Genomic DNA, 15,291 nt, shown 5'->3' on the forward strand with positions numbered 1-15,291 from the left:
GGACCTGAACCTGCCCGAGCCGGGCGTCGGAGCAGCCGACGCCCGGCTCGTCGCCGTTTCACCGACCTTGAGTAATACCAGAAGCATACCAATGGAGACTATTGACGGCCGAAAATAAGACCAGTAACGTTCCGCATGAGCTTCGGGCCATCGCGGCAAACGGGCTCAAATTGCACTTCAGTAAGGGGTTGGCGATGCAGAGCCCGTTGGACGAGGTCGTCCGGCGTCAGAAGGCCGGACGACCACAGGGCATCACCTCCGTGTGCTCGGCCCATCCGCTGGTCATCGAGGCGGCCGTGATGCAGGCGCGCGAGACCGGTGGTCCGGTACTGGTAGAGGCGACCTCGAACCAGGTCGACCAGTACGGCGGCTACACGGGCCTGCGGCCCGCGGACTTCCGCGACCTCGTGTACGGCATCGCGACGGAACGCGGTCTGCCACTGGACCGCGTCATTCTCGGCGGCGACCATCTCGGACCGAACCGGTGGCAGTCCCTGACGCCCGACGAGGCGATGCGGCAGGCCGATGCCCTGGTCGCGGCCTACGCGGAGGCGGGCTTCACCAAGATCCACCTGGACTGCAGCTTCGCCTGCGCCGGTGACCCCGCACCGCTGACCGACGACGTGGTCGCCGAACGCGCCGCGCGTCTGATCCGGGTGGCCGAGGACACGGTGGGCCCCGAGCGGGCGGAGCGGATCCGGTATGTGATCGGTACCGAGGTGCCGACGCCCGGCGGCGCGCACGAGACGCTCGGCGCCCTGGTGCCCACCACGGCCGAGGCGGCGCGCGCGACCCTGGAGCAGCACCGGAAGGCGTTCGCCCGGCACGGCGTCGAAGGGGTCTGGCCCCGCGTCATGGCCCTGGTGGTACAGCCGGCCGTGGAGTTCGACCACCTGCGGGTCGTCGACTACCGGCGGGAGGCGACCGAGGAACTGCGCAAGGTCCTCGACGACGAGCCCACCATGGTCTACGAGGCCCACTCGACCGACTACCAGACCGCCGAGGCGCTCACCGCGCTGGTCGAGGACCACTGGGCGGTCCTCAAGGTGGGCCCCGGTCTGACCTTCGCCCTGCGCGAGGCGCTGTTCGCCCTCGCAGCGATCGAGGACGAGCTGGTGCCGGCCGGCGAGCGGTCACGGCTTCCCGAGGTCGTCGAGCGGCGGATGCTCGCCGAGCCCGCCCAGTGGGAGGGCTACTACCCGGGCGGCGACGCCGAGCAGCGCCTGGCACGCCGCTACAGCTACAGCGACCGGATGCGCTACTACTGGACCGACCCCGAGATCGAAGCGGCCCAGGCCCGTCTGCTGGCCAACCTTTCGGCCACGGCCGTCCCGTTGCCCCTGCTCAGCGCGCACCTTCCGCTCCAGTACGCCCGCGTCCGCCGCGGCGAGCTCGCCGCCCGCCCGCGCGAACTGGCCGTGGACCACGTCCGCGACGTCCTGCGCGACTACGACCGCGCCGCCGACCAGAACCAGAACCAGAGGGAGTTCGTGTGACCACGCCCCCCGGCACGCTGCCCTTCGACGACAGCGCCGTCCACACCGTCCGCGAGATCGCCCAGCAGCCCGCCCTGTGGCGGGAGGTCGACCGCATCGTCGGAGCCTCCCGGGAAGCGCTGGACGCGTTCCTGGGTCCGCTCGTGGCCCGCGGCGACCTGCGCGTGGTGCTCACCGGCGCCGGAACCTCCGCGTTCGCCGGCCAGGTGCTCCAGCCCTCGCTGGCGCGGCACTTGGGGCGGCGCGTCGACGCGGTTGCCACCACGGATCTCGTCGCCGACCCCCGCGGGTGCCTCGCCGAGGACCTGCCCACGCTGCTGGTCTCCTTCGCACGGTCCGGTGACAGCCCGGAGTCCGTCGCCGCCACCGCCCTGGCCGACCAGGTCCTCACCGAGGTGCACCACCTCGTGATCACCTGCAACGAGCAGGGCCGCCTGGCACGCGAGCACGCGCCGCGGCCGCGGTCGCACGTGCTGCTGATGCCGGCCGCGTCCAACGACCGCGGCTTCGCCATGACGTCGAGCTTCACCTGCATGACGCTCGCGGCACTGCTCGCCCTGGGCAAGGACGCCCGCGACGGGGTCGCCGAACGCCTGGCCCGGGCAGCGGAGTCGATCATCGAGGACGGCGCCGCAGAGCGCACGGCCGGCGCCCTGGTGGACCGCGCCCCGGAGCGCATCGTCTTCCTCGGCAGCGGCCCGCTGAAGGGCCTCGCCGAGGAGTCGGCGCTGAAGGTGCTGGAGCTGACCGGCGGGACGCTCATGGCCGTCGCGGAGTCCTCGCTGGGCTTCCGGCACGGTCCCAAGGCGGTGCTCAACGAACGTTCGGTCGCGGTGGTGTACGTGTCGAACGACCCGTACACCCGCCAGTACGACCACGACATCGTCGCGGAGCTGCGCGGAAACCTTCCCGTCGGCAGTGTCGTCGCGGTCTCCGCGGAGACCGGCACGGGAACGGAGAGCGCCGATGCCTGGCCGCTCCCCGGTCTCGGCGACGTCGAGGACGCCGCCCTGGCACTGCCCGCCGTGGTGTACGCCCAGCTCATCGCCCTGCGCGCCTCCCAGGCCCGGGGTCTGCGGCCCGACAACCCGTTCCCCTCGGGTGAGGTCAACCGCGTGGTGCAGGGCGTGACCCTGCACACCTTGAACGACTGATCGAAGTCAGCAACGGCGCGGATCGAGGGCGCCGGACGGAGGTACGACGATGTTCCTGGGTGTCGACGGCGGCGGTACGAAAACCGCGTTCTGTCTGGTCGACCGGTCCGGACAAGTGGTGGCGCGTGCCCAGGCGGCAAGTTCGTACTACTTCTCCCACGGCATCGAGCTCGTCGAGCGGGTGCTGAGGGAAGGCGTCGGCACCGTCTGCGCGGCGGCCGGACTGGCCCCGGCCGACATCGAGTACGCCTTCTTCGGCCTGCCCGGTTACGGGGAGGCGGCCCGCGACCTGCCGGTGCTCGACGCGGCACCGCGGGCGGTGCTCGGGCACGACCGCTACGCCTGCGACAACGACATGGTCTGCGGCTGGGCGGGTTCGCTGGGCGCGGCCGACGGCATCAACGTCATCAGCGGCACCGGCTCGATGACCTACGGCGAGCGGCAGGGCCGGGGCGTACGCATCGGCGGCTGGAGCGAGTCGTTCGGCGACGAGGGATCGGCGTACTGGATCGCGATCCGCGGCCTCAACGCCTTCTCCCGGATGAGCGACGGACGGCTCCCCGAGGGCCCCCTGGCCGGGGTGTTCCGAAGCGGGCTCGGCCTGGAGTCCGACCTCGACGTGATCGACGTCGTGCACAACCGGTGGCAGGGCGACCGGGGCCGGATCGCCGCACTGAGCCGCTCGGTGGCCGAGGCGGCCGCGTCGGGCGACGAGACCGCCGCGGCGATCCTCGCGGAGGCCGGCCGCGAACTCGCCCTGCTCGTCGAAGCCACCCGGGAACGGCTCGGGTTCGGCCCGGACGAGACCGTGCCCGTCTCCTACTCCGGCGGTACCTTCGGCGCCGCCCCGGTCCTGGAGGCGTTCACCACCGGGCTGAAGAGCCGCTTCGCGGGCTACGAGCTGCGACACCCCCTGTACGAGCCCGTCGTGGGCGCTGCCCTGTACGCGGCGAAACTCGCTGGAACCCCGCTCGACCGGCCGGCGCTCGACGCGCTGCGCAGGGCCTCAGGGTCCCCCGCCTCAGGAGAGGACGAACAATGAAGAACGGCACAAGAGGCTGGATCCTGTACGCGTCGCTGCTGGTCCTGTTCTGGGGTGTGTGGGGCGCCTTCTCCAGTGAGCCCAACAGCAGGTACGGCTACCCCAACGAGATGATCTACATCATCTGGGCCTTCACGATGCTCATCCCCGCGTACTTCGCGATGCGCGGCAAGACGTTCGACCGCAGGCCGGTCGCCGCGATGTACGGACTGATCGCGGGCCTGACCGGCGCCGGCGGACAACTGCTGCTGTTCCAGGCGCTCGCCGACGGCCCCGCGTACCTGATCTTCCCCCTGGTGTCCCTGTCCCCGGTGATCACCGTCCTCATGGCGACGGTGCTGCTGCGGGAGCGGATCACCCGGCTCGCCGTCGTGGGCGTGGTCGCGGCGCTGGTGGCGATCGTGCTGCTCAGCATCCCCAGCGGCGGGGGCGACTCGGACACGCACGGCCCGTGGCTGCCGCTGGCCATCCTGATCTGCGTCGCCTGGGGTGTGCAGGCGTTCTGCATGCGCAAGGCCGCGCTCGTCGGGGTCAACGACGCGACCACCTTCGGGTGGATGACCATCAGCGGACTGCTGCTGGTTCCCGTGGCGTTCGCGATCATGGGCGGTCTCCCGTCCGGGGCCCCCTGGCAGGCGCCGGCGCTCACCGCGGTGACCCAGGTCCTCAACGCCGTCGGCGCGCTGTTCCTGGTCATGGCGTTCAGCCGGGGCAAGGCCACCGTGGTCGCCCCCATCACCAACGCACTCGCCCCGGTCCTGACCATCGTGCTGTCCCTGGCGGTCTACCAGACGCTGCCCAGCGTGTGGGGTGCCCTCGGTATCGTGCTCGCCCTCGCGGGTTCGACGCTGATGGTCTACAGCGACGAGAAGAGCGGCGAGAGTTCCGTGGCACCGGGTGTGGCGGACGGCGACGTGAGTTCCGTCGGACGCTAGGGCCTGTCTGACAATTCCCGTCTGCCGCGCGACGCCATGCACGCACTCTCGCCGCACCGGCCCCAGACCCGAGTACGGCCAGTACGCGGGTCTGGGGCCGGCACGCCGAGAGCACGCACCTGACGCCGCGCGGCCGCCCTTCGGGCGACGACGCGAATTGTCAGACAGGCCCTAGCCCCGAACGCCCACCCACCCGTACCGGCCGGTGCGGACGGCAACCGCCGTACCGGCCGGACCGACCGACCGTCGAAGCAACACGAAAGCGAGGGGGACACCCCCATGCCGCTGGTTCCCACGCGCCAACTCGTCTCGGAAGCCGCCGTCGCCGGCCGGGCCGTCGCGGCGTTCAACGTGATCACGCTGGAGCACGCCGAGGCGATCACCTCCGGCGCGGAGGCCGCGGGCGCCCCCGTGATCCTGCAGATCAGCGAGAACGCCGTGCGGTTCCACGGCGGCCGGGTCGAGCCGGTCGCGCGGGCCGCGGCAGAGGTCGCCAAGGCCTGTGACGTCGACGTCGCACTGCACCTGGACCACGTGACGGACCCGCGGCTGCTGCGCACGGCGGCCGACGCGGGGTTCTCCTCCGCGATGTTCGACGCCGGGGCGCAGCCCTACGCCGAGAACCTCGCCGCCACCCGCGCCGCGGCGCGGTGGGCCCACGGCGCGGGCCTGTGGCTGGAGGCCGAACTCGGGTACGTGGGGGGCAAACCCGACGCCCCCGCGAGCGCCCACGCGGCCGGGGTGCGCACCGACCCGCAGGAAGCGGCGCGCTACGTGGCGGACACCGGCGTGGACGCGCTGGCCGTCGCCGTCGGCAGCAGCCACGCGATGACCGAACGCTCCGCGTCCCTGGACCACGCACTGATCGAACGACTCCGGGAGGCCGTGCCCGTGCCCCTGGTACTGCACGGTTCGTCGGGCGTCGGGGACGACGAACTGCGGCGAGCCGTCCGGGCGGGCATCGTGAAGATCAACATCGGTACCGCCCTCAACATCGCCTTCACGCGCGCGGTCCGCGAGACGCTGGCGGCGCGGCCCGACCTGACCGACCCTCGCCCCTACGTCGCCCAGGGCCGGGAGGCGATGGCGGAGACGGTACGTGTCCTTCTCGGCGTGGTGAGCGGCTGAGTGGGGTCGGAGAGCGGCGAGTTCGACCGAAAGGGCGTGTGAGGGGCCGTCACAAACCTGGCCCCTGCCCTGTCTTGGAGTGAGAGGGACGGAGTGACCGACCTCGTCACCCCGTCGATGACCACGGTCGACGCTCTCCAGAAGGACGACAACATGAACCAGATCAACGTCGCACACCCTGACGCACCGAGGCTCGACGAAGCAGTTCCGTCGCGCTACGCACTGAAGGTCGGCGAGATCGACGTGACGGTGATCAGCGACGGGGTGCTCCCGATCAACCCCGCGACACTGGCCACCAATGCCGACAAGGCCGAGCTGTCGGCCTGGCTCAGCGACAACTTCCTGCCGCCCGAGGTGATCGACTACCCGCTGAACGTGGCCGTGGTGCGCAGCGGCGGCCGGACCATCCTCGTCGACTCCGGTCTGGGTACGGAGTTCCCGGGCTTCCCCCGGGCCGGGCAGCTGGCCATGAGGCTGGACGCCGCCGGGATCGATCCCGCGTCCGTGACCGACGTGGTGCTCACCCACCTGCACATGGACCACATCGGCGGACTGCTCGTCGAGGGTCTGAGGGGCCGGCTGCGCAAGGACCTGCGGGTCCACCTGGCGGCCGCCGAGGCCGAGTTCTGGCAGGCACCCGACTTCTCCCGCACCGCCATGCCGGCACAGGTGCCCGAGACACTCCGGACGACCGCGGCGCGGTTCCTGGACGTGTACCGAGGCCAGCTGCAGCCGTTCGAGACGGAGTTCGAGGTGGCGCCGGGTGTGCTGATCAAGCGCACCGGCGGGCACACCCCCGGCCACAGCATCATCCGCCTGGAGTCGGGCGGCGAGCGGCTGACGTTCGCGGGCGACGCCGTGTTCCAGTGCGGGTTCGACCAGCCCGGCTGGTTCAACGGCTTCGAACACGACCCCGAGGAGTCCGCGCGGGTCCGGATCCGTCTCCTGACGGAGATGGCGGCGAGCGGCGAGCACCTGATGGCCACCCACCTGCCGTTCCCGTCCGTCTGCCACGTGGCGGCCGCCGGCAACGCCTTCCGTTTCGTGCCGACCGTCTGGGACTACTGAGCCGCCGCGGCCACGCCGCTTCCATGAGGAGGGCTCGGGGCGGGGCGGACGCGGCAGCCGCGGCGATGGCATCCGCCCCGCGCCCGCGCCGCCCCGTCCCGCCCGCTGTCAGGACGTCAGCGTCGTACCGCGAGCAGCGTGAACCGCGCCCCCTCCGGATCCGCCACCGTCGCCACCCGGCCGTGGGGCGTGTCGTGGGCCGGGGTGAGGACGTGCCCGCCCAGGTCGACGAGGCGCGCCGCGGACTCGTCCGTGTCGGCCACCTCGAAGTACGTCATCCAGTGCGGCCCCCGGTCGCGCGGCAGGGCGTCGCCGACGCCGTGGAGGCCGGCGACCGGGCGGCCCCCGATGCGCAGGGTCACGTGGTCGCGGTCGGCGGAGGGGTCCGGGAGCAGTTCGAAGCCGAAGACCGTCTCGTAGAACTTGGCGACGCTCGCCGTCTCGTACGTCAGCAGTTCGTTCCAGGCCGGTGTGCCGGGCCGGCCCGTGACGGCCGTGCCCAGGTGTGCGGCCGCCTGCCACATGCCGAAGACGGCGCCGGCCGGATCGGAGCCCAGGGCCATACGGCCGGCCTCGCCCGCGTCCAGGGGGCCGACGCCGACCGTGCCACCGCACAGGCGCACCGTTTCGGCCGTCCGGTTGACGTCGTCGGACGCGAAGTACGGCGTCCAGGCGGTGGGCAGTTGCCGGTCCGGGGGCAACCGCCCGATGCCGGCCACCTCCCGCCCGTCGAGCAGGGCCCGCGCGTAGGGGCCCAGTTGCTGAGGGCCCGGCCGGAACTCCCAGCCGAACAGGGCACCGTAGAAGTCGTGGGTGGCGGCCGGTCCGTGCACCATCAGACTCACCCAGCAGGGCGTGCCGGGCGCGCGTCGGGCGTTCGTCCCGCCGGACCGGCTGTCCGATCCCCGTGCGTCGGTCATCGTCACCCTCTTCTCGGCCCTCCGCGGGCCGTGCGTCCGCTTCCGCTCCGACGGGCCTCGGCACCGGCACCGGGTTCCGGTGCGTGCTTCGGGCGTGCTCGCGCTCGTGGGGCAGCCCGCCTGCCCGGGCAGTACAGCATGTGGCCGAACCCGTACGCCTCGTGATCGGTACTGTCCGGCGGGCAGAGTAGCCCGACAACGACGCCTCGGCCACTCGGTACGTCAGGATGGGGCCATGAACGCCATCATCTCCGCATCCGAACTCGTCGACGAACTGGCGGGCGCCAATCCGCCCGCCCTGCTCGACGTCCGCTGGCAGCTGAGCACGGCGAAGGCGGCCGGTGCCCCGCCGTTCGACGGCCGCGCCGAGTACGCGGCCGGGCATCTGCCCGGTGCCGTCTACGTCGACCTGGACCGCGAACTCGCCTCGGCGCCCGGCGTGCACGGCCGGCACCCGTTGCCCGAGGTGGGGGAGTTCGGCGCGGCGATGCGCCGGGCGGGCGTGTCGCAGGGGCGACCGGTCGTGGTCTACGACGGCGGGCAGGGATGGGCGGCGGCCCGCGCCTGGTGGCTGCTGCGCTGGACGGGTCACCCGAACGTGCGGGTCCTCGACGGCGGGTTGCCGTCCTGGGAGGCGCCGCTGTCGACGGACGTCCCGGCGCCCGCGGAGGGCGACTTCACGCCGGCGCCGGGCGCGACGGGCCTGCTGGACGCGGACGGGGCGGCCGCGCTGGCCCGGTCCGGGGTGCTGTTCGACGCCCGCGCGGGGGAGCGTTACCGGGGCGAGGTCGAGCCGATCGACCCGGTCGGCGGCCACATCCCGGGCGCCGTGTCCGCCCCGACGACCGCCAATGTGGCCCCGGACGGGCACTTCCTGCCCGCCGAGGAACTCCGGGCACGCTTCAAGACCCTCGGCGCCACGGAGGACGGCAGGGTCGGCGTGTACTGCGGCTCGGGCGTGTCGGGTGCCCACGAAGTGCTCGCGTTGGCGGTGGCGGGGATTCCGGCGGCGCTGTACGTGGGCTCCTGGTCCGAGTGGTCGTCGGACCCGGCCCGGCCGGTCGCGGTGGGGCCCGACCCGCAGTAGAGGGGGCCGGTCCGGAAGGCCGGGACCGGCATCGAGGGTGGCGCGGCGCCCGCACGAGCGCCGCACCCGCAAGGGCCGGCCGGTCCGGCGGCGGACCGCGCGTCCCGGGTGGGGCGGCGCCCGCACGCGGAGAGGGGCCGCACCCGGCAGGCCCGTCCGCGGCAAGGCCGTACGCGCAGTCGGCCGTTGGCACGAAATCGGGGCCGCACCCACCCGGGTGCGGCCCCGACCTCGGTCACGTCATTCGGCGGAGACCGGACTACTCCTGCTTCTTGCGCCGCGTGCCGAACACGATCTCGTCCCAGCTCGGCACCGCCGCGCGGCGGCCCGGCCGGACGCCGTCGGCCTCGGCCTGGCGGTCGGTGGAGCCGGTGAGGCGGTCGCGGTGGCTCGCCACCGAGCGCGGCATGAGCACGTCGGCGTAGGCGGAACCGGCCGACGCCGCGGGCGCGGGCGGCTCCTCCACCTCGGGTTCCTCGACGGGCTCCGCCACCGGATCCGGAGCGCGCTCGGGCACCACCAGGTCACCACGGAAGCTCGGTACGGCCTCCAGCAGGCTGGTGAGCGAGTCGCGTTCGCGCTCGGCCGAGGCGGTGACCGCGGTGTCGTCGGCCGGTTCGGACGGCGGCGGGGGCAGGCTCGGCCGCTCCCGCTGCTCCCGGTCGAGGGTGCGGTCCAGCGGCCGGTCGCGCGGCAGTCGGGCGATGCGCGGCACGAACGGGAAGCTGGGCTCGGGCGCGGCGAGGTCGTCGGACTCCCCGATCAGCGCGCGTGCCTCCGCGTCGACGGCCTGGACGAGCCGCCGGGGCGGGTCGTACGTCCAGCTCGCCGAGTGCGGTTCGCCCGCGACCAGGTAGACCAGCAGGACCTCCCAGGTGCCGTCGTCGCGGCGCCAGGAGTCCCACTGGACGGTGTCCTTGTCGGCGCCGCGCAGCAGCAACCGCTCCTGGACGGCCTCGCCGAGGGGCGGCCCGGAGTTCTCGCCGGGACGGCGGACGGGGGTCTTGCGGGCCCGCTCCGCCATGAAGGCGCGCTCGGCCAGCACCGGGCCCTCGAAGCGCCGTACGCGGTCGACGGGGATGCCCGCCATCTGGGCGACCTCTTCCGCGGTCGCGCCGGCACGTATACGCGCCTGGATGTCGCGGGGGCGGAGATGGCTCTCCACCTCGATCTCGATCTGGCCGAGGCGGGGACGGTCGCCGCGCACGGCGGCACGGAGCCGCTCGTCGATCGGAAGCGTGTACTCCGTGCTGTCCGCAGCCTTCAGCACCAGCCGTGTGCCGTCATTCGAGACGGCCACGACACGCAGTTCGGGCATGGGGACCTCCCGGGTGGTGCCTGCCGACGTCACGTGCGTCGCTGCTTCCGCTCTGTCGAGTGTGGCCTGCCCGGGTGCAGCCTGCCACAACCTTGCCGAGTTGCCCGGCGTGTCGGGCGCGGGCCCTGGATCGCCGTTATGGCACGGTTACCTGTTCGCAACGCTAAGTGACCAACCTCGTCACCCTGTGCAACTAGCCCCCTCCCGGCGGTCCTTCAAGGTGCCGGACCCCCTGTCGGGAGACCGGCTCCAGGGCTCGCAACAGTACTCCATTCGGACCACGTGCGTGGATTGGCGCGCCGCCCAACTTCTGGCAAGAGGTGACAGCCGGCCGTCCCCGGCACGGTTTCCGTGATCTTGAGCGTGGCGTACTTCACGCAATCACCAGAAACGGAACTAATGGTTTCGGCCGCACGTCCCTTTCTCATGCAGTTGATCGATCCCGTACGGGAAAGGCAGGCAAGGTCCGACGATGCGTGAAAGGTCCGATGGCGCGGATGTGGCGGACATGCGTTCGAAGGGGGAGTCCAGGCGCATCGACCTGAGCGTCCCGCAGGTCGCGGGCAGCGCCCTGGCGGCGGTGGTGGCCGCCAAACTCGCCTCCTCCTTCGGTGTCTACGGCACGATCGCCGGGGCCGGCCTGATCAGTGTCGTCGCCACCTGCGGGGGCTCGGTGCTCCAGCACTTCTTCAAGCGCACCGGGGAGCAGATCCGGGTGCAGCGCACCGCCGCTGCCGTGCGGATCGACGGGCGAACCGCGTCGGTTCCGGCCGAGGCGCCGGACCCGAACCCGCCTTCGCCCTCGCCCTCGCCCTCGGGGGAGTTCACCGAGGGCACCGTCTACCGCGCGCGGACCAGGGGCCGGCGCCGCCCGCTGATCGCGGCGGCCCTCGTCTTCGGCGTCACCATGGCCGGGATCACGGTGTACGAGGTCGCCTCCGGCCAGAACCTGAGCGGCGGCCACAGCACCACCGTCGGCAACGCCTTCACCGGACACAACAAGTCCGCCGCCGATTCGGGGGAGTCCGGGAAGTCCGGGGAGACCGGCGACTCCGGTGGCGCGCAAGACCCGCAGGACGGCCGGGACTCCGGGGGCTCCGGTGACTCGGGTGACGCGAAGGACTCCGGTTCCGGGAGCGGAGCTCCGGCCCCCACTCCCTCCGGGAGCCCGGACGGAACCGACGGGAGCCCGTCGTCCGGTGCCGGTTCGACGGAGGGCGGCGGTACGGCGTCCAGCCCGACGACCACCCCGGACGCCGGCGGTGACGAGGATGCCGGCGGTACCGGAGCCCCCGACCCGGACGCCTCGGCTACGGCCCCAGAACCCGGCGCAAGTGGTCGTTCTGGAACAGACGGTCGGGGTCAAGACGGTCCCGCAGCGCCGTGAACTCGCCGAAGCGCGGATACACCCGGGAGAAGTACCCGGCGTCCCGGGTGTGCACCTTGCCCCAGTGCGGTCGGCCCTCGTGCGCCGTGAAGATGCGCTCGGCGGCGGTGAAGTACGCCTGGTAGGGCGTGCCCCTGAACATGTGCACGGCGATGTACGCGCTGTCGCGCCCCGACGCGGTGGACAGCGTGATGTCGTCGGCCGGGGCCGTGCGCACCTCGACCGGGAAGCTGATCCGCAGCCGTGAGCGGTCGACCATCGTCCTCAGCTCGCGCAGCACCTCGACCACGGCCTCGCGCGCAACGGCGTACTCCATCTCCACGAACCGCACCCGGCGCGGGGATGTGAAGACCTTGTAGGGAGTGTCCGTGTACGTCCGCGCGGCGAGTGCCCGGCTGGAGATCCGGGCGATCGCCGGGATGGTGGCGGGCGCCGCACGGCCGACCCAGTTGGCCGCCTGGAAGACGCCGTTGGACAGGAACTCGTCGTCCAGCCAGCCCTGGAACCGCCCCACCGGCCGCTCCGGACCGGCGCTGCGGTTGTTGCGCTTGGTGTTGGTGCTGTTGGTGTGCGGGAACCAGTAGAACTCGAAGTGCTCGTTCTCCGACCACAGCGCGTCGAAGTCGGCCAGGACCCGGTCGAACGGCATCGGTGCCTCGCGGGCCGTGAGCAGGAAGACCGGCTCCACGGCGAAGGTGATCGCGGTGACGACGCCCAGGGCTCCGAGGCCGATCCGGGCGGCGGCGAACACCTCGGGGTTCTCGTCCGCGGAGCAGGTCAGCACCGAGCCGTCCGCCGTGACCAGTTCCAGGCCCCGGATCTGGGCGGCGATCGAGGCCGAGTCGCGGCCGGTGCCGTGGGTGCCGGTGCTGGTGGCCCCGGAGACGGTCTGCTCCATGATGTCGCCCATGTTGGTCAGCGACAGGCCCTCACGCGCGAGCGCCATGTTGAGCCTCTTGAGCGGGGTACCGGCCTCGACCGTGACCGTCATGGCGTCGCGATCAATGCTGCGGATGCCCGTCAACAGTTGAGGCCGGATCAACACACCGTCCGTCGCGGCTATCGACGTGAACGAGTGCCCGGTGCCCACCGCCTTGACCCGCTGCCCGTCCTCGGCCGCCCGGCGGACGGCGTCGGCCAGTTCGTCGACGGAGGCGGGAGTGACCTCCCGCGCGGGGCGCGCCGAGACGTTTCCGCCCCAGTTACGCCATGTGCCGTTCCGGCCGCTCGTCCTGCCGTTCGCCGTGCGTGTGCTGCTCAACGGTCCCTCCCCGACGCGGTTCCGGCCGCTTGAGCCGGCGGTACCCGAGGAAACCGACCGCGACCGCGACGGCCCCGGCCACCGCCGGAACCCCGTACCCGGCACGGGCCCCGGAGGCGTCGATCACCCAGCCGCCCGCGGAGGAGCCGAGCGCGACCCCCACCGCGAGTCCGGTACTCACCCAGGTCATGCCCTCGGTGAGCTGCGTGCGCGGTACGTGCTCTTCGATGAGGGACATGGTCGTGATCATCGTGGGAGCGATGGACAGACCCGCAACGAACAGCGCAGCGGCCAGAAACGGCAAGTTTCCGACCAGTAGGAGGGGGATCATACTCACGGCCATCGCACACACGCCCAGGAGCCAGCGGCGTTCCGGCGGCCCGGCGAAGCGCAGCAGCCCGAAGATCATGGCGGCCGTGCACGATCCCGCCGCGTAGAGGGCGAGGACGAGGCTGGCAGCGGCCTTGTGCCCCTGCTCCTCGGCGAACGCCACGGTGACGACGTCGATGGCCCCGAAGATCGTCCCCGTGGCCGCGAAGGTGCCCACAAGGACCCGGAGCCCCCGGGAGCGCAGCGCCGTGCCGCCGCCCTTGTGCTCGCGCGGGTGCGGTTCCGGCTCGGTGGCACGCTGCGAGGTCAGCCAGAAGACGCCGGCCGCCAGGAAGCAGGCGGCGAGCAGCGGCCCGGCCTCCGGGAACCACGCCGTGGACAGGCCGATGGAGATGATCGGGCCGAAGATGAAGCAGATCTCGTCCACCACGGACTCGAAGGAGTACGCGGTGTGCAGTTGCGGCGTGCCCCGGTACAGGGCCGCCCAGCGGGCCCGGACCATCGCGCCGAGACTCGGCACGCAGCCGATGCCGACGCAGGCCGCGAACAGCACCCAGTCCGGCCACCCGTAGTGCGCGGCGGGCAGCAGGACCGCCGCCGCGGTCAGCGACACCAGGGTCGCCGGGCGCAGCACCCGGCGCTGCCCGTACCGGTCCACCAGGCGGGAGACCTGCGGCCCGGCCACGGCGGCGGCGAGCGCGATGGTGGCCGACAGCGCCCCGGCCAGTCCGTACCGCCCGGTGAGCTGCGAGATCATCGTCACCACGCCGATGCCCATCATCGACAGCGGCATCCGGCCCAGGAGGCCCGCGGCGGAGAAGCCCTTGGTGCCGGGGGCGGCGAACAGGGCGCGGTAGGGACTGGCCAACGAGGTCTCCGGAAGCGGCTCGGTCACGAGTTGGTAAGGTGCGAACGCAGTCGATACAGCTTACTCGCCCCTGCGTTCGGGAACACCCCCTCGGACCTGGTGAAACGCACGGTCGGTACCCCACCGTTTCCCCGCTGTCAGTGCCGGGTGGCAGGATCGGGGCATGCCAGACGTGCTCGATGCCAGCCCCTACGACGCCCTGCTCCTGCTCTCGTTCGGCGGCCCGGAGGGGCCGGACGACGTGGTCCCGTTCCTGGAGAACGTGACCCGGGGGCGCGGCATCCCCAAGGAACGCCTCAAGGAAGTCGGACAGCACTACTTCCTCTTCGGCGGCGTCAGCCCGATCAACGACCAGAACCGCGCCCTGCTGGACGCCCTGCGCAAGGACTTCGCCGAGCACGGCCTGGACCTGCCGGTCTACTGGGGCAACCGCAACTGGGCGCCGTACCTGACGGACACCCTGCGCGAGATGGTCGGCGACGGCCGCCGCCGCATCCTGGTCCTCGCGACCAGCGCCTACGCCTCCTACTCGGGCTGCCGCCAGTACCGCGAGAACCTCGCCGACGCGCTCGCCGCCCTCGATGCCGAGGGCCTGGAGCTGCCGAAGATCGACAAGCTCCGGCACTACTTCAACCACCCCGGCTTCGTCGAGCCCATGGTCGACGGGGTCGTCCGGTCCCTCGCCGAGCTGCCCGAGGAGGTCCGGGACGGCGCGCACCTCGCGTTCTGCACCCACTCGATCCCCACCTCGGCCGCCGACGGCTCCGGGCCGGTGGAGGAGCACGGCGACGGCGGGGCGTACGTACGCCAGCACCTGGACGTGGCCCAGGTGATCGCCGATGCCGTCCGCGAGCGCACCGGCGTCGACCACCCCTGGCAGCTCGTCTACCAGTCGCGCTCGGGTGCCCCGCACATCCCGTGGCTGGAGCCCGACATCTGCGACCACCTGGAGGAGCGGCAGGCGGCCGGTGTCCCCGCGGTGGTGATGGCCCCCATCGGGTTCGTCTCCGACCACATGGAGGTCCTGTACGACCTCGACACGGAGGCCACCGCCAAGGCCGAGGAGCTGGGGCTGCCGGTGCGCCGCTCGGCCACCGTGGGCGCCGACCCGCGGTTCGCCGCGGCCGTCCGCGACCTGGTCCTGGAGCGGGCGGGCGACGAGCGCGGGCAGGAGGTCACGCCCTGTGCCCTCGGCACGCTCGGCGCGAGCCACAACCTGTGCCCGGTCGGCTGCTGCCCCGCCCGTGCCCCCCGTCCCGCCGCCGCGGGCGCCGACAGCCCCTACGCGTGAGGAGCC

Annotated in this window: 13 protein-coding genes; 9 read left to right on the forward strand and 4 right to left on the reverse strand. The window is 72.4% G+C overall.

Features of this window, described 5'->3' with window-relative positions; genetic code table 11:
* Positions 1-194 precede the first annotated feature (194 nt).
* The 6 genes from ACH4D3_RS00540 (at position 195) to ACH4D3_RS00565 (ending at position 6,823) form a co-directional block, all read left to right on the forward strand.
* Positions 195-1,496, forward strand: a complete 1,302-nt coding sequence (locus tag ACH4D3_RS00540) for a D-tagatose-bisphosphate aldolase, class II, non-catalytic subunit (RefSeq protein WP_398314856.1) — start codon at positions 195-197, stop codon at positions 1,494-1,496.
* A complete protein-coding gene (locus ACH4D3_RS00545; RefSeq protein WP_398314858.1) occupies positions 1,493-2,650 on the forward strand; it encodes an SIS domain-containing protein in 1,158 nt (385 codons plus the stop codon). The genes ACH4D3_RS00540 and ACH4D3_RS00545 overlap by 4 nt, the downstream gene beginning before the upstream one ends.
* 49 nt (positions 2,651-2,699) lie before the next feature.
* Positions 2,700-3,692 (forward strand): BadF/BadG/BcrA/BcrD ATPase family protein, encoded by a 993-nt coding sequence (locus ACH4D3_RS00550; protein WP_398314860.1) that lies wholly within the window; start codon positions 2,700-2,702, stop codon positions 3,690-3,692.
* Positions 3,689-4,627 (forward strand): DMT family transporter, encoded by a 939-nt coding sequence (locus ACH4D3_RS00555; protein WP_398314862.1) that lies wholly within the window; start codon positions 3,689-3,691, stop codon positions 4,625-4,627. Before ACH4D3_RS00550 ends, ACH4D3_RS00555 begins: the two co-directional genes overlap by 4 nt.
* A 279-nt stretch (positions 4,628-4,906) precedes the next feature.
* Positions 4,907-5,755: a ketose-bisphosphate aldolase gene (locus tag ACH4D3_RS00560; RefSeq protein ID WP_398314864.1), complete on the forward strand. Its 849-nt coding sequence runs from the start codon at positions 4,907-4,909 to the stop codon at positions 5,753-5,755.
* A 93-nt stretch (positions 5,756-5,848) separates the two neighbouring features.
* On the forward strand, positions 5,849-6,823 hold the full coding sequence (locus ACH4D3_RS00565; protein WP_398314866.1) for an MBL fold metallo-hydrolase: 975 nt from the start codon (positions 5,849-5,851) through the stop codon (positions 6,821-6,823).
* A gap of 116 nt (positions 6,824-6,939) precedes the next feature.
* On the opposite strand, the gene ACH4D3_RS00570 is transcribed toward ACH4D3_RS00565, so the two are convergent.
* Complete coding sequence (locus ACH4D3_RS00570) at positions 6,940-7,743, reverse strand: VOC family protein (RefSeq protein WP_398314868.1); 804 nt, start codon at positions 7,741-7,743, stop codon at positions 6,940-6,942.
* A gap of 235 nt (positions 7,744-7,978) precedes the next feature.
* On the opposite strand from ACH4D3_RS00570, the gene ACH4D3_RS00575 reads away from it, so the two are divergent.
* Positions 7,979-8,830, forward strand: coding sequence for a sulfurtransferase (locus tag ACH4D3_RS00575; RefSeq protein ID WP_398314870.1), 852 nt, complete (start codon positions 7,979-7,981; stop codon positions 8,828-8,830).
* Between the two features lie 259 nt (positions 8,831-9,089).
* On the opposite strand, the gene sepH is transcribed toward ACH4D3_RS00575, so the two are convergent.
* Positions 9,090-10,148 (reverse strand): septation protein SepH, encoded by a 1,059-nt coding sequence (gene sepH, locus ACH4D3_RS00580; RefSeq protein WP_398314872.1) that lies wholly within the window; start codon positions 10,146-10,148, stop codon positions 9,090-9,092.
* A gap of 472 nt (positions 10,149-10,620) precedes the next feature.
* Between sepH and ACH4D3_RS00585 the strand changes: the two genes are divergently transcribed.
* Entirely contained in the window at positions 10,621-11,535 is a 915-nt protein-coding gene (locus ACH4D3_RS00585; RefSeq protein ID WP_398314874.1) for a hypothetical protein, read from the forward strand.
* Here ACH4D3_RS00585 and ACH4D3_RS00590 read toward each other — a convergent pair.
* Entirely contained in the window at positions 11,459-12,796 is a 1,338-nt protein-coding gene (locus ACH4D3_RS00590) for a D-arabinono-1,4-lactone oxidase (protein ID WP_398314876.1), read from the reverse strand. The genes ACH4D3_RS00585 and ACH4D3_RS00590 overlap by 77 nt on opposite strands.
* Positions 12,738-13,994 (reverse strand): MFS transporter, encoded by a 1,257-nt coding sequence (locus tag ACH4D3_RS00595; RefSeq protein WP_398316594.1) that lies wholly within the window; start codon positions 13,992-13,994, stop codon positions 12,738-12,740. The genes ACH4D3_RS00590 and ACH4D3_RS00595 overlap by 59 nt, the downstream gene beginning before the upstream one ends.
* 163 nt (positions 13,995-14,157) lie before the next feature.
* On the opposite strand from ACH4D3_RS00595, the gene ACH4D3_RS00600 reads away from it, so the two are divergent.
* The gene (locus ACH4D3_RS00600) at positions 14,158-15,285 is read left to right on the forward strand and encodes a ferrochelatase (RefSeq protein WP_398314878.1); all 1,128 of its coding nucleotides are present in this window, start codon (positions 14,158-14,160) and stop codon (positions 15,283-15,285) included.
* The last annotated feature ends 6 nt before the right edge of the window (positions 15,286-15,291 follow it).

Origin of the sequence: Streptomyces sp. NPDC018026, assembly GCF_044327745.1 — a bacterium.
Lineage (GTDB): Bacteria > Actinomycetota > Actinomycetes > Streptomycetales > Streptomycetaceae > Streptomyces > Streptomyces rubrogriseus.

What these genes read in the sequence shown, in the direction of transcription:
- ACH4D3_RS00540 (WP_398314856.1), top strand. Translation starts at nt 195, where the DNA reads ATGCAGAGCCCGTTGGACGAGGTCGTCCGGCGTCAGAAGGCCGGACGA.
- ACH4D3_RS00550 (WP_398314860.1), top strand. Translation starts at nt 2,700, where the DNA reads ATGTTCCTGGGTGTCGACGGCGGCGGTACGAAAACCGCGTTCTGTCTG.
- ACH4D3_RS00555 (WP_398314862.1), top strand. Translation starts at nt 3,689, where the DNA reads ATGAAGAACGGCACAAGAGGCTGGATCCTGTACGCGTCGCTGCTGGTC.
- ACH4D3_RS00560 (WP_398314864.1), top strand. Translation starts at nt 4,907, where the DNA reads ATGCCGCTGGTTCCCACGCGCCAACTCGTCTCGGAAGCCGCCGTCGCC.
- ACH4D3_RS00570 (WP_398314868.1), bottom strand. Translation starts at nt 7,743, where the DNA reads ATGACCGACGCACGGGGATCGGACAGCCGGTCCGGCGGGACGAACGCC.
- ACH4D3_RS00575 (WP_398314870.1), top strand. Translation starts at nt 7,979, where the DNA reads ATGAACGCCATCATCTCCGCATCCGAACTCGTCGACGAACTGGCGGGC.
- sepH (WP_398314872.1), bottom strand. Translation starts at nt 10,148, where the DNA reads ATGCCCGAACTGCGTGTCGTGGCCGTCTCGAATGACGGCACACGGCTG.
- ACH4D3_RS00585 (WP_398314874.1), top strand. Translation starts at nt 10,621, where the DNA reads ATGCGTGAAAGGTCCGATGGCGCGGATGTGGCGGACATGCGTTCGAAG.
- ACH4D3_RS00600 (WP_398314878.1), top strand. Translation starts at nt 14,158, where the DNA reads ATGCCAGACGTGCTCGATGCCAGCCCCTACGACGCCCTGCTCCTGCTC.